This window comes from Microbacterium sp. KUDC0406 (assembly GCF_021582875.1).
In the GTDB taxonomy this organism is placed as follows: domain Bacteria; phylum Actinomycetota; class Actinomycetes; order Actinomycetales; family Microbacteriaceae; genus Microbacterium.
Genome location: NZ_CP091138.1, coordinates 2,720,703 through 2,733,481, shown reverse-complemented (window position 1 = coordinate 2,733,481; position 12,779 = coordinate 2,720,703). Strand labels below are relative to the sequence as shown.

Here is a 12,779-nt window from a genome sequence, read left to right as displayed (position 1 = left end):
GGAACGGTGGATGCTGCACACCGAGGATGAGCTCGACGGTCAGGCTCTCGTCCGCCGGAGCAACCTCAGGCGTGCGCTGCAGCTGGTCTTCGACAATTCGGGAAGCGAAACCCGTGCCGGCATCGCGCGAGCCACCGGCCTCACTGCGGCCACCGCCTCGTCCCTCGTCGCCGAGCTGATCGACGAGCGCCTGGTCGTCGAGGTGGGGCATGCGGCCAGCACCGGCGGCAAGCGCGCCACCGTGCTCGCGATCGATGCGAGCCATCACCTGTTCCTGGTGGTCGTGCTGCGCTGCGCCGATGCGCACGCCGCGCTGATCGCGCTGGACGGCACCTCGGTCTACGAGGAGCGCATCGTCTACGCCTCCGACGACCGCGACGACATGATTCGCGCCATGCTCACCCGGATCGCGCACCGCTTCGGCCCACGCCTGCTCGCGGCGGCTGTCCAGCTGCCGGGCGCGACCGACGGCCGTGTGGTCCTCGAGAGCGTGCAGCTGGAGTGGGCCGACCGCCCGCTCGCCGACGAGCTGTCCGACCTGGTGGGCGCTCCTGTGCTGCTGGTCAACGACGTCGATGCCGAGGCGGTCGCCGAGACGATCGCCAGCGGCGTCACGAGCGGGCGACGGCTGTTCCTGCACATCGGCATCGGCATCGGCGGAACCGTCACCCTCGACGGTGAGCCGGCGCCGGGCCCACATGCCCGCGTCGGCGAGATCGGGCACGTGCAGGTCGTGTTCGGCGACGAGGCCAGGGCATGCCCGTGCGGCCGCCGCGGATGTCTGGAGTCGGCGGCGTCGATGCCGGCGCTGCTCGGCGACGGGTTCACGGAGGGCATGGATGCCGCCGACGTGCGTGCACTGGTCGACGCGGCGGACCCCGAGCGGCTGGCGGGCGGGGCGATCGCCCTGGGACGCGTGATCACCATGCTCACGGCGATGCTCGATCCCGGCGAGGTCGTCATCGGCGGTTCGGCGGCGGGTCTCGGCGAGGGATTCCTCGAACTGGTGCGCGCCGAGACGCAGCTGCCGCCGAGCGGCACCGTGCGGGTGCCGGTGCGAGGTGCGACGGGAGGCATCGTGCCGTTCGCCGGTGCTGCGCAGTTCGCACTCGGGGCCGCACTCGGAGTGCGCTGGACGGCGGCGCAACTCGCCGAGTAGAGCTGTCGGCTGCCGGCATCTTGTCGTATCATGATTGTTATTCGTAAAAAACGATCACAAAACTGCATCCGATACCGGATCGGATCGCCATCGAGGAGCCAGAGATGACCGAGATCCCCGCCGCCGGTGCGCACATGCGCGCCGAACTGCTGTCCCAGCCCGAGACCTGGACTCGCGCCGCCGGAATGCGCGACGAGCAGGCGCTGCTGCCGGCATCCGGCGCCCGCATCGCCGTGGTCGGATGCGGCACCAGCTGGTTCATGGCGCAGTCATACGCGGCGCTGCGGGAGGCCGCGGGCACGGAGAGACCGACGCGTTCACTGCATCGGAGTTCCCGTTCACGCGCGGATACGACGCGATCGTCGCGCTCACGCGCTCCGGCACGACGACCGAGGTGCTCGAGCTGACCGAGCGAGTCAAGGGCAAGACCCCTGTGATCGCCGTCGTCGGCGACACCGACTCGCCGCTGGTCGACCTCGCCGACTCCGTGATCGGGCTGCCCTTCGCCGATGAGAAGTCGGTCGTGCAGACCCGGTTCGCCACCACCGCCCTTGCGCTGTTCCGCGCTTCGCTCGGCGAGTCGCTCGACCGTGCCGTCGCCGATGCGCAGGACGTGCTGTCCGACTCGGCGGCCGACCCCGCCCTCGGCGAGGCCGAGCAGTACAGCTTCCTCGGCATGGGCTGGACCATCGGCCTGGCGCATGAGGCCGGCCTGAAGATGCGCGAGTCGTCGCAGTCGTGGACCGAGTCCTACTCCGCCATGGAGTACCGCCACGGACCGATCGCGATCGCCGCGCCCGGCCGCATCACCTGGGCCTTCGGCCAGGTTCCGGAGGGCCTCGAGTCGCAGGTCCGGGCCACGGGAGCCCGATTCGTGCAGCATCCGATCGACCCGATGGCCGACCTGGCGCGTCTGCACCGCGTCGCGCTGGACCGCGCCGTCGGGAGGGGCCTCGACCCCGACCAGCCTCGCAACCTGACCCGCTCCGTCATCCTCGAGGCCTGAACGTGGGCGCGGCCGACGAGACTGCACCACCGCGCCGAGACCGGGGGCACCGCCCCTTCTCGGCGCGGTGGTGCAGTCTCGCGAAGCGAGGGCCGCGTCCCGGCCATCCCCGACGTCGTCTCCGACGCGTCGGGAGAGCGGCTCGCGGGTGCGGTGTCGATCGGCGCCGGCGTGCCGGTGCTCGCGTTCGATGTGGGCGGCACCGACATCAAGTCGGCGCTGTTCGACGCCGTCGGTAATGCGGTCGGACTGCGCCGCACGCCGACTCCCGAGGTCGGCGACGACATGCCGGCACGACTCGTCGAGCGGATCGGCGAGCTGGGCGACGCGCTGCGCGCGCAGCATCCGGAGATCGTGCCGCAGGCAGTCGGCTTCGTCGTGCCCGGCATCGTCGACGCGGATGCCGGCGTCGCCGTGTTCTCCAGCAATCTGGGCTGGCGGGATGCGCCGCTGCGGATGCTGGCCGAGCGGCGCTTCGGGCTGCCGGTCGCGTTCGATCACGACGTCGGCACGGCGAGCTGGGCCGAGCACGTGCTCGGCGGTGCGCGCGACTTCGCGAACTCGGTCGTCATCATCATCGGCACCGGCATTGCCGGCACCCTGCTCGTCGGCGGGCAGCCGTACACCGCGGGCGGGTACGCCGGAGAGATCGGCCACTCGCCGATCGGGGACTGGCCGTGCCCCTGCGGCGCGCGCGGATGCCTCGAGGTCGTCGCCTCCGCGGGAGCGATCGCGCGGCGGTACGAGGAGGAGACCGGTGCAGACGTCGACGGTGCCCGTGAGGTGATCGCGCTGGCCGCGGCCGGCGATGCCGTCGCGGACAGGATCTGGAACGAGGCCCTCGACGCGCTCACGATGTCGATCGCGCAGCTGACCGCGGTCGTCGCGCCGGAGGCCGTCGTGATCGGCGGCGGACTGTCGCGGGCCGGAGGTGCGCTGTTCGACGAGCTGCGCACGCGGCTGGCCGCGCGGCTGAGCTTCCACCGCATCCCTGTGCTGGTCCCGGCCGAGCTGTCCGGCAACGCCGGCATCCTCGGTTCGGCGCTGCGCGCGAGGCTGGTGGTCGCATGAGCACGTACGCGGGTACGGATGCACGATCCGGGAACGCCCGCACGATCGGACGGGCGGATGCATCGTGCATCCGTGCCCGGGTCGTGCAGGTGTACCGGGAGCGGGTGATTCGATGATCGTCACCGTCACGCCGAATCCGGCGCTGGATCTCACCTGGCACGTCGAGAAGATCGTCCCGGGCGGCACGCATCGAGCGGATGCCGGCGCGGCGCGCGCCGGCGGCAAGGGGCTGAACGTCGCGCGGGTCGCGCAGGCCGCGAGCGCTGAGGTCGTCGCCGTCACGACGGTCGGCGGCGCGACGGGCGAGGAGTTCCGGGCAGAGCTGACCGCCGCGGGTGTGCCCGCGGTGCTGGTCCCGGTCACCGCCGCGACGCGACGCAGCATCGCCCTGGTCGACGAGGCGCTCGGAGACACCACGATCGTGAACGAGCGCGGCATCGCCCCGACCGATGCCGAGTGGGATGCCCTGCGGGCCGCCGTATCCCGGTCGTTGAGCGAGGGAGTCTGCGACTCGTCCTCTGCCTCCCGGTCGTTGAGCGAGGGAGTCCGCGACTCGTCCTCTGCCTCCCGGTCGTTGAGCGAGGGAGTCCGCGACTCGTCCTCTGCCCCCGGGTCGTTGAGCGAGGGAGCCCGCGACCGAGACGAAACGCTCTCAGTATCCCCGGAGGCGCTTCGTCCCGCTCCGCTCGCGGGGCGACCGGAGGGCCAGCGCCCCGTCCTGGTGATCTCCGGCAGCGTCCCGCCCGGCACCCCTGACGACCTCCTTCCGTCGCTGATCGCCCTCGGACGCGAGGCCGGCGCGATCGTGATCGCCGACACCTCGGGGCCGGCGCTGCTGAGCGCGGCGGATGCCGGTGCCGATGTGCTCAAGCCGAATGCGGCTGAGCTCGCCGAAGCCACCGGCATCACCGATCCGATCGAGGGTGCCCACGAGCTGCTGCGTCGCGGAGCCTCGCTCATCCTGCTGTCCCGGGGCGCCGAGGGCATGCTCGCCGTCTCGGCCGACGCGGACGTCGTCTCTGCGCGTCTTCCCGAGGCTCTCGCCGGCAACCCGACCGGTGCCGGCGACGCCGCCGTCTCCGCGGCCGCCGTGCTGCTGGCATCCGGCATCCGCGACCCCGAGGCGATCCTGCGTCGCGCCACCGCCTGGTCCGCCGCCGCCGTCCTCATGCCGCTCGCCGGCGACATCCACCCCTCCTGGCCCGAACTCGAGGCCGCCGTCATCATCACCCGCGAGACACCTTTCGCAGCACGAGACCCCCGCCAGGGCGCGGCGTCTGATGCTGAACCGGGTGTCTCGATCGAACCCGACCAGAAGGACACCGCATGACCCTCGTCTCCGCCCGCGATCTCGTGACGGATGCCGCCTGGAACGGCAACGGCATCGGTGCCTTCAACGTGATCCACCTCGAGACCGCCGAGGCGCTCGTCGAGGCATCCGCACGCGCCGATCTGCCGGTGATCCTGCAGATCTCGCAGAACTGCGCCGACTACCACGGCGGTCTCGAGCCGATCGCGCTGGCGATGCTCGCGATCGCCCGGCGCGCCGAGACGCCGGTCGCCGTGCACCTCGACCACGCCGAGCGGCCCGAGCTGGTGCACGAGGCCATCGACCTCGGCTTCGGGTCGGTGATGTTCGACGGCGGCAAGCTCGAGTACGCCGAGAACGTCGATCTCACCGCGGCGGTCGTCGACCGCGCACACGCCGCCGGGGTGTACGTCGAGGGCGAGTTGGGCGAGGTCGGCGGCAAGGACGGAGCACATGCGCCCGGCGTGCGCACCGATCCCGACGAGGCGCGCGCGTTCGTCGCGGAGACCGGTGTCGACGCGCTGGCGGTCGCGGTCGGATCGTCGCACGCGATGCTCGACCGCTCGGCGTCGCTCGACCTCGACCTCATCGCCCGCCTGCGCGAGGCGCTGCGCGGCTGCGGGCAGGATGCCACCGACGTGCCGCTCGTGCTGCACGGGTCGTCCGGCGTCCCCGACGACGTGATCACCGAGGCGGTTCGGGCCGGCATGACGAAGATCAACGTGTCGACGCACCTGAACGGGTTCTTCACCCGCGCGGTGCGCGAACGCCTCGCCGCCGACGAGAAGCTCGTAGACTCGCGCAAGTACATCTCGCCGGCGCGGGATGCCGTGGCCGCCGAGGCCGCACGGATGCTGCGGCTCTTCGCGCTGGAACCATTCGCATCGCGCGAGCCCGCGTCCGATCAGGGACAGGACAAGGCCTCGTCCGACGCAGCCTCACCCGACACCGAAGGCACCCCATGAACCGCGCATCCCGGCTGAACGCGATCCTCGAACTGCTCGGCGAGCAGGGAGAGATCAGTGTCGAAGAGCTGGTGGAGCGCTTCGGAGCATCCGCCGCGACCACCCGCCGTGACCTGGACAGCCTCGCTGAGCGCCGGCTGCTCACCCGCACCCACGGCGGCGCGGTCGCCCAGTCCGTGGCCTATGAGCTGCCGATCCGGTACAAGAGCCACCTGCGCACCGACGAGAAGGAGCGCATCGCGGTGGTGGCATCCTCTCTCGTGACGCCGGGATCGGTCGTCGGGCTGTCGGGCGGGACGACGACCACGGCGATCGCCGCGGCGCTCGCCGCCCGCGGCGACCTCGGCGACCACGGGCTGACCGTGGTCACGAACGCGGTGAACATCGCCGCGCAGCTCGCCATGCGACCCGACATCAAGGTCGTGGTGACCGGTGGGGTGATCCGTTCGCGCAGCTACGAACTGGTCGGACCGTTCGTCGAGCAGCTGCTCGAAGGGCTCTGGCTCGACATCTCGTTCATCGGCGTCAACGGCCTGTCGCCTGCCGGCGTCGCGACCACGCACGATGAGGCCGAGGCCGACGTGAACCGCATCATGGCGGAGCGCTCCCGGCGGGCGGCGATCGTCGCCGACTCGTCGAAGATCGGCGTCGAGACCTTCGCCGCGGTGGGCGATTCCGAGCTGTTCTCGACGATCATCACGGATGCCGGAGTGCCGGAGTCCGCCCGCGTCGACCTCGAGGCGCTCGGCTACGAGATCCGCATCGCCGACTGACCGTCCTGAATGAGGACGTCCGGGCTACAGGCCGCGCTTGCCCGCAGCCTGGGCGAAGATCAGGCTCGTCGACGTGGACGCGACCTCGGGCTGCAGGCTGATGGTGTCCGAGACGAGCTCGCGCAGCGCCGGGGCGTCCGCCACCGCCACGTGCACCATGAAGTCGCGGTCGCCGGCGAGGAAGTACACCCGCTGCGTCGCGGGCAGGTCCTCCAGGTAGGCCTGGAACCGGCGCAGGTCGCCGCGTGCGTGCGCGTGCAGCCGGATGGTGATGAGCGCCTCGAGGTGCAGCCCCATCGCCGCCGGCGAGATCTCGGCATGGAAGCCGACGATCACGCCGCGGGCCTGCAGCGCCCGCACCCGCTTCAGGCACGTCGACTCGGCGATCCCCGCGCGGGCCGCGAGTTCGGTGTTCGAGATCCGGCCGTTGCGGCTCAGCTCTGAGAGCAGGGTTCGGTCGACGGCATCCAGCGGTCCCGAGGATTCGATCTCCGGCATGGGCGGTTCCTCGCTTCAGTGCGCAGTTTCCAGCAGCGTTCCCCGCATCCTACGAAGAATCTGCGATGAGCGTCCACAGAGACCCTCGGAATCCTCATAATCGCTGGTGAGAGAAGGAGCACGCAATGTCGCGGTCTATCGTCATCGGCGCCGGCATGGTGGGTCTCGCCACCGCCTGGCATCTGCAGGAACGCGGAGTCGAGGTCACCGTCATCGACCGCGTCGGCATCGCCGCCGGTTCGTCCTGGGGGAACGCCGGCTGGCTGACGCCCGGCAAGACGATTCCGCTCGCGGATCCGGGCCTGTGGACGTACGGACCGAGGGCCCTGCTCGACCCGGATGCCGCACTGCACGTGCCGTTCCGGGTGGATGCCGGGTTGTGGAGCTTCCTCGCCCGGTTCGCCTCGCACGGAACCAACCGAGCGTGGGACAGGACCATGGCCGACCTGACTCCGATCGACAAGATGGCGCTCGCCGCCTTCGACGAACTGCAGGCCGGCGGTGTCGATTCGTGGACCCGCGAGGGGCCTTTCGTGATCGGCTTCAAGGACGAGGCGCACTCGAAGGGCTTCCTGCACGAGGTCGCCGGCGTCGTGCGGCACGGCCAGGACGTGCCGATGGAGCGGCTCGAGCACCCCGGCGAGCTCGCTCCGGTGCTGTCGGATGCGGTGAAGGTGGTCTACCGGCTCGACGGACAGCGCTTCCTGGAGCCGGCGCCCTACGTCGAGGCGCTCGGCGCCGCCGTGGTCGCCCGCGGCGGTGAACTCGTCACCGGAGCAGAGGTCACGGACGTGGCATCCGCGGGCCGGCCCGTCGTCACGCTGTCGAACGGCGAGCGGGTGGAGGCCGACTCAGTCGTGATCGCCACGGGCGCCTGGATGCCGAAGCTCGCGCGCCGGCTCGGTGTGCGCACCCTCGTGCAGGCCGGCCGCGGTTACTCGTTCACCGTCGAGACAGAGAAGCCGCAGGAGCACCCGGTGTACCTGCCGTTCCAGCGCATCGCCTGCACGCCGTACCAGGGCCGGTTCCGCATCGCCGGCACCATGGAGTTCCGCCGACCCGACGAGCCCCTCCAGCCCCGCCGCATCCAGGCGATCATCCAGCAGGCGCGCGAGATGTTCACGGGCGTCGACCTCGATGACCGCAAGGACGAGTGGGTCGGCTCGCGCCCGGTCACGCCCGATGGACTGCCGCTCGTCGGTGCGACCCGGGCACCGAACGTGTACGTGGGTGGCGGGCACGGCATGTGGGGCATCGTGCTCGGCCCCGTGACCGGCAAGCTGCTCGCCGAGCAGATCGTGACCGGCCGGATCGACCCCGCGATCAGGCCCTTCGACCCGCTCCGTTGAGCCGCCTGACGGATGCCGGGGTCCCGGCATCCGTCAGGCGATGTCCCCGGGGACGAGGCAGATCGGAGCGCTGCAGTTCAGCCGGCGAGTACCGCCAGGGCTGCGGGCAGAAGCTGCGAGACGGCCAGCAGCAGGGTGGGGATCGCGAGCAGGCCGCCGACCGCCCAGGTGCGCTGGCGACGACGAGCGGATGCCACGGACTCGCGCAGAGCAGCGAACGCGGCGAGATCCGGGGCCGGCGCCTCGGCCGAGCCCCAGGTGGCCGGCGCGGCCGCGATCGTGGCGAGTGCGTCGACCTCGGCGGGGCTGAGTGCGGTGGGTCGGTCTCGCAGCGTGCGCCGCAGCGCCGTATCGCGGACGACCAGCACGTCTGCCGGGTGCTCACGCACCGTGAGTGCTCTCGCTCCGACGATCGCGACCACGGGCGTGACCGGCACCCGCCGCTGGGCCGCGCTGCTCAGAAGCTTCGACGCGCGCGCCGCTTCATGTACCGCGTTGCGCAAGTGGTTCGTACGCTGACCGTTGACCACCAGCGCGCGCGAGGCGACCCAGACCTTCCCGGGATGGTGCTTCGTGTTGATCGTGAACACTCCGGTCGGTCCGATCACGAGATGATCGATGTCGCTGCCGCGCGAGCCGACCGGGATCGCATGGATCACGTGCCAGCCCGGTCCGAGCTCGTCGAGCAGCCGTCCGACGTGCAGCTCGCCGAGCGTCCCGAGGAACCACGGGGCGGCATCCGCGGACAGCGGACTGACGCCGAAGAGGCGCGCGGTTCGCGACCGCGGCGGCGCCCCGGCCTGCACCCTCAGGGTCTCGGCGATCACCGCGGAGGCGGGTGCGCGCAGACGCAGGATATCCGCGGGCGTCTCGGCGTCCGCGTCGCCCGGCTCAGCGGCATCCGCCTCGTCCGGAGCACAGGTGAGGCAGCGGACGGAACGCGTGCTGCGCTCGTAGACCGCATCGGTGCCCGCCGGCAGCGCGGCACCGCACAACCGGCAATGTCCGGCATAGCGCAACCGCATGCGCTTGCCGTCAGAATCCGTCGTCATGCCCCCGATCTCCCCAGAACTCGCATGGTCGTGAGCGTACTCGAGGCCGGTGTCCCCTCCTGCTCCGGTCGCACCCGCAACGAGTGAGACCGGAGCAGGAGGGGGATCAGGCGGATGCCACGGGCTGCTGCAGCTCGGTGACCCAGTCGCGCTGATCGGCGGACTCCGATCTTAGCTGTGACGGATCTTCCACGGTGTCAGGGTCAAGTATCCGTCGGGTGTCCTGGTCTGGGGTCTATCCTGACCACGGAACAGGAGGCACCGGATGCCGGACTACCGCGTTCTCGCAGAGGGCCAGCGCTGCGAGGTGAAGATCCACGACCTGGACGCTGCCGAGTCGCGGACCGTCGCGGCCTCGGACCGGGTCCTGTTCGAGGCGCCGAACTGGGGGCGCGACGGAGCGCTGTACCTGAACGGTGAGGGGCTGCTCTGGCGCCTCAGGCCCGGCAGCGACCCGCATCCGATCGCGTTCACCGGGCTGCCGCCGATCAACAACGACCACGTGCTCGATCCGGCGGGTCCCGCCGTGTACCTCTCCGCCGAGGACGGGCACATCTACCGCGGTCTGCTGAGCGGCGGGCAGGTCACCCGCATCAGCGGCGAGGACGGCGTGCGGCACTACCTGCACGGGATCTCGCGCGACGGCGAGCTGCTCGCCTTCGTGCGGGTGGATGGCACCGGGCCGGGACGGCTCGCACTGATCCCGGCATCCGGCGGCCGCGTGACGGTGGTCGACACCGGACCGGGGCACCTCGACGGACCGGAGTGGTCGCCCGATGGCGCCTGGCTGTACTTCAACACCGAGCGCTGGGGGCGCGCGCAGCTCGCGCGAATAGCCCGCGGCGAGGTCGAGCGCGTGCACCGCAGCGACACGGCGGACTGGTTCCCGCACCTCTCGCCCGACGGCAGGCATGCCGTCTACCTCGAGTACCCGGCCGGCACCGAGGGGCATCCGGCCGACCTGCCGGTCTCGGTCGTCGTGGTCGACACCGCCGACTGGGGCACACCGCTCGCTCGCATCGCGCTGCCTGGCGGTCAGGGCACGATCAACGTGAACAGCTGGGCGCCGGACTCCCGGTCGTTCGCGTACGTCGCCTACCCGAAGGGCTGAGTCCGCGTCGGGTTTCGGATGCCGGGGCAGGATGTTCGGCGAGGACGGGACGAGTCCGGCGCATCGTCCTGTTCCGGCGTGTTCTCGTGTGCTCGCGCGGTGGGCGCGCGAGATCGCGGAAACCGCTCAGCGGACGGATGCCGGGACTCCGGCATCCGCGAACAGCTCGGCGTGCTCGGCCCAGCCCTGCTCGGCGGGCAGCCCGCGCAGCGCCGGTGTGCACACGGCCAGCACGAGCGTGGCCGCGCAGAGCGCCGCGGCAATGACCAGCGTCGCCGCGGTGCCGATCGAGGACAGGCCCGCTCCGGCGATCAGCGGCGCAAGAGGCATCGCCCCGCTGACGATCACCGTCATCGCGCTGCGCACACGCCCGACCAGCTCGGTCGGGATCGCGACCATGGAGTATCCGAGCAGCGCCGCGTTGAGCGCGGGCGCGAACAGCAGCGCGATCGCGGGCGCAGCGATCAGCACCGGAACCGCGTCGGTGAACGGCAGGATCCCGACGGCCGCTGTCGGCAGGGCGAGCGCGGCGATCGTTATCGCGCCGGCCGGCACGCGCGACACCAGCGGGGTCGCCAGCAGCGCGCCGATCAGCGTGGCGGCACCGATCGCCGAGCCGAGCAGGCCGATGACCGCCGGCGACTCCCCGCGCTGCTGCAGCAGGTAGATGATCGTCGTCGTCGCCGTGCTGAATCCCAGATTCACGGACGTCATGGTGAACAGGATCGGCCGCAGGTCGCGTCGCCGCATCAGCCAGACGACGCCCTCGCGCACCTCGGCGAACGCACCGGGCCGATCGGTCGTCGAGCGATCGGAGCGAGAAGAGTCATCGCGACGTGTCCCGCGCTCGCGGCGCGTTTCGTCTCGGTCGCCGGCGCTCCCTCGGTCGCCGGCGCTTCCTTGCTCGACGCGCCGTGAGGGATGCATTCGCCCCAGCAGGGCCGCGGCGACCGCCTCGATCACGGAGCTGACGAGCATCGCGGCTCCGATCAGCCAGGCGCCGGTGGCGAGCAGCAGCCCACCCAGCGGCGTCGCCCCGAGCCGCAGGATCGCGTCGCGCGCCTGATTCGCAGCCTGCGCCCGGCCGAGGGCATCGGCGGGGACGATGTCTTTCAGGATCGACTCCCCGGCGATGCCGAAGAGCCCGTACTGCGCCGCCAGGACGATCTCGATCCCGAGCAGCACCGCGAAGTTCAGGGCATCGGTGAGGATCAGAGCCGTGATCACCGCGGAGAGAGCGATGCCGATCACCGCGCCCATGACCATGAGCCGCGCCCGGTCGTGCCGGTCGGCGAGCACCCCGCCGTAGAGCGAGGTCACCAGTATCACCACCATGCCGATCGCACCGATGGCTCCGGCCTGGACGGGTTCGCCGGTGACCTGCAGCGCCAGCAGCGGGAGGGCGAAGGTCGCCAGCCCGCTGCCGAGTCCCTTCGCCGTGTCGCTGACCAGCCAGGTGACGTATCGGGAGTTCGCCCAGAGGCGCGACGGAGTGCTCATGGCACTCACGGTAGTTATGCACCAGTTATTGCGCAATGACTAGTGCACAAGAGCTCTTGTGTAACGACGAAGGGCGCGGGATGCTTGCCTCTCACACCGCGGAAGACAGGAGAACGGTGACATGACTGCCGTGACATCGCACCTCGCATCGCCGACCGCCGCAGAGCGTGCACTGCTGAGACTGGCGACCGCCCTCATCGCCGCCATCCGACACAGGCGCGAACTGCGTGCCGAATCGCGCCGCCACGAGCTCGAGCTGCTTCAGCAGTCGCGCACCCGCGCGAAGGACCCGCGAGCTCTGGACATCGCACTTCTCGCCATCGGCTCGCGTCCGCGTCCCTGACGCGCGGCAGCCGACTGCGCAACAGTTGGTGCGCAAGGAGTGCTGACTAACATGGGGGCATGGTCGACGATCCGCAGCCCGGGGATCCCGCATCCGCCATGTCGCTGGGAATGCTGCGCGCGGTGGCGCACCCCACTCGGCGCAGCATCCTGCGCCGGCTCGCGGCGCGGGACTTCGCGCGGGCCGCTGACCTCGCCGCAGACCTCGGACTGCCCGCGAATCAGGTCAGCTTCCACCTTCGCGTGCTCGGCGAGGCCGGGCTGATCCGCGAGACACCCGAGCACGCCCGTGATCGTCGCGATCGGGTGTGGCAGGCGATCCCGGGCACCATGACGGTCGGCGCGACCGGTGACGCCGAGCTCGACGCCGCCATCTCACAGGGTTTCGACGAGGACCACCTCGACCTGATGCGACGGGTCAACGAGCACCACACGGCGAACCCCGGCGACAGTGACGGGCACAGCACGTTCATGTTCCTGAACGCGCGCCTCACAGAGGCGGAGTTCCGCGAGCTGGTGCACGACTTCCGCACCCGCATCGAGGAGCTCACGATCGCGAACCGCGCGAACCAGGATGCTCCGCTCTGGCAGGTGCACCTGCTGGCCGGCGACGAGACCCTCTGAGCCGGGACGCGCTGCGCGGC

Annotated in this window: 12 protein-coding genes and 1 pseudogene; 10 read left to right on the top strand and 3 right to left on the bottom strand. The window is 71.0% G+C overall.

Translation table 11 applies throughout. From position 1 onward, the window contains the following. Nucleotides 1-10 precede the first annotated feature (10 nt). From L2X99_RS13565 to L2X99_RS13540, 6 genes and pseudogenes are all read left to right on the top strand, one after another. A complete protein-coding gene (locus L2X99_RS13565) occupies nt 11-1,159 on the top strand; it encodes an ROK family protein (protein ID WP_236126268.1) in 1,149 nt (382 codons plus the stop codon). Nucleotides 1,160-1,263: 104 nt separating this feature from the next. Further along, nucleotides 1,264-2,165 (top strand): annotated as a pseudogene (locus tag L2X99_RS13560) (SIS domain-containing protein). A gap of 153 nt (nt 2,166-2,318) precedes the next feature. After that, on the top strand, nt 2,319-3,236 hold the full coding sequence (locus L2X99_RS13555) for an ROK family protein (protein ID WP_236126269.1): 918 nt from the start codon (nt 2,319-2,321) through the stop codon (nt 3,234-3,236). A gap of 112 nt (nt 3,237-3,348) precedes the next feature. Further along, a complete protein-coding gene (locus L2X99_RS13550) occupies nt 3,349-4,566 on the top strand; it encodes a 1-phosphofructokinase family hexose kinase (protein WP_236135246.1) in 1,218 nt (405 codons plus the stop codon). Then, nucleotides 4,563-5,510 (top strand): class II fructose-bisphosphate aldolase, encoded by a 948-nt coding sequence (locus tag L2X99_RS13545; protein ID WP_236126272.1) that lies wholly within the window; start codon nt 4,563-4,565, stop codon nt 5,508-5,510. Before L2X99_RS13550 ends, L2X99_RS13545 begins: the two co-directional genes overlap by 4 nt. After that, a complete protein-coding gene (locus L2X99_RS13540; RefSeq protein ID WP_236126273.1) occupies nt 5,507-6,283 on the top strand; it encodes a DeoR/GlpR family DNA-binding transcription regulator in 777 nt (258 codons plus the stop codon). Before L2X99_RS13545 ends, L2X99_RS13540 begins: the two co-directional genes overlap by 4 nt. 24 nt (nt 6,284-6,307) lie before the next feature. Here L2X99_RS13540 and L2X99_RS13535 read toward each other — a convergent pair whose 3' ends face one another. Next, nucleotides 6,308-6,781: an Lrp/AsnC family transcriptional regulator gene (locus tag L2X99_RS13535; protein WP_236126274.1), complete on the bottom strand. Its 474-nt coding sequence runs from the start codon at nt 6,779-6,781 to the stop codon at nt 6,308-6,310. Between the two features lie 125 nt (nt 6,782-6,906). On the opposite strand from L2X99_RS13535, the gene L2X99_RS13530 reads away from it, so the two are divergent. Further along, nucleotides 6,907-8,130, top strand: a complete 1,224-nt coding sequence (locus tag L2X99_RS13530; protein WP_236126275.1) for an NAD(P)/FAD-dependent oxidoreductase — start codon at nt 6,907-6,909, stop codon at nt 8,128-8,130. Nucleotides 8,131-8,207: 77 nt separating this feature from the next. On the opposite strand, the gene L2X99_RS13525 is transcribed toward L2X99_RS13530, so the two are convergent. Further along, complete coding sequence (locus L2X99_RS13525; RefSeq protein WP_236126276.1) at nt 8,208-9,182, bottom strand: nuclease-related domain-containing protein; 975 nt, start codon at nt 9,180-9,182, stop codon at nt 8,208-8,210. Nucleotides 9,183-9,447: 265 nt separating this feature from the next. Here L2X99_RS13525 and L2X99_RS13520 point away from each other — a divergent pair, with 265 nt between their 5' ends. Next, complete coding sequence (locus tag L2X99_RS13520) at nt 9,448-10,293, top strand: biopolymer transporter Tol (protein WP_236126277.1); 846 nt, start codon at nt 9,448-9,450, stop codon at nt 10,291-10,293. A 126-nt stretch (nt 10,294-10,419) separates the two neighbouring features. On the opposite strand, the gene L2X99_RS13515 is transcribed toward L2X99_RS13520, so the two are convergent. Then, nucleotides 10,420-11,793 carry an MFS transporter gene (locus tag L2X99_RS13515; protein WP_236126278.1) on the bottom strand — a complete coding sequence of 458 codons (1,374 nt, stop codon included), beginning with the start codon at nt 11,791-11,793 and terminating at the stop codon, nt 10,420-10,422. A 121-nt stretch (nt 11,794-11,914) separates the two neighbouring features. On the opposite strand from L2X99_RS13515, the gene L2X99_RS13510 reads away from it, so the two are divergent. Both L2X99_RS13510 and L2X99_RS13505 read left to right on the top strand, forming a co-directional pair. Next, complete coding sequence (locus L2X99_RS13510; RefSeq protein ID WP_236126279.1) at nt 11,915-12,136, top strand: hypothetical protein; 222 nt, start codon at nt 11,915-11,917, stop codon at nt 12,134-12,136. A 59-nt stretch (nt 12,137-12,195) separates the two neighbouring features. Further along, nucleotides 12,196-12,759, top strand: a complete 564-nt coding sequence (locus tag L2X99_RS13505; RefSeq protein ID WP_236126280.1) for a winged helix-turn-helix domain-containing protein — start codon at nt 12,196-12,198, stop codon at nt 12,757-12,759. Nucleotides 12,760-12,779 lie beyond the last annotated feature (20 nt).

Bases quoted from the DNA above. Each gene is read 5' to 3' on its own strand.
- L2X99_RS13525 (WP_236126276.1), bottom strand. From the start codon at position 9,182: ATGACGACGGATTCTGACGGCAAGCGCATGCGGTTGCGCTATGCCGGA.
- L2X99_RS13540 (WP_236126273.1), top strand. From the start codon at position 5,507: ATGAACCGCGCATCCCGGCTGAACGCGATCCTCGAACTGCTCGGCGAG.
- L2X99_RS13505 (WP_236126280.1), top strand. From the start codon at position 12,196: ATGGTCGACGATCCGCAGCCCGGGGATCCCGCATCCGCCATGTCGCTG.
- L2X99_RS13530 (WP_236126275.1), top strand. From the start codon at position 6,907: ATGTCGCGGTCTATCGTCATCGGCGCCGGCATGGTGGGTCTCGCCACC.
- L2X99_RS13550 (WP_236135246.1), top strand. From the start codon at position 3,349: ATGATCGTCACCGTCACGCCGAATCCGGCGCTGGATCTCACCTGGCAC.
- L2X99_RS13515 (WP_236126278.1), bottom strand. From the start codon at position 11,793: ATGAGCACTCCGTCGCGCCTCTGGGCGAACTCCCGATACGTCACCTGG.
- L2X99_RS13520 (WP_236126277.1), top strand. From the start codon at position 9,448: ATGCCGGACTACCGCGTTCTCGCAGAGGGCCAGCGCTGCGAGGTGAAG.
- L2X99_RS13510 (WP_236126279.1), top strand. From the start codon at position 11,915: ATGACTGCCGTGACATCGCACCTCGCATCGCCGACCGCCGCAGAGCGT.
- L2X99_RS13535 (WP_236126274.1), bottom strand. From the start codon at position 6,781: ATGCCGGAGATCGAATCCTCGGGACCGCTGGATGCCGTCGACCGAACC.
- L2X99_RS13565 (WP_236126268.1), top strand. From the start codon at position 11: ATGCTGCACACCGAGGATGAGCTCGACGGTCAGGCTCTCGTCCGCCGG.
- L2X99_RS13545 (WP_236126272.1), top strand. From the start codon at position 4,563: ATGACCCTCGTCTCCGCCCGCGATCTCGTGACGGATGCCGCCTGGAAC.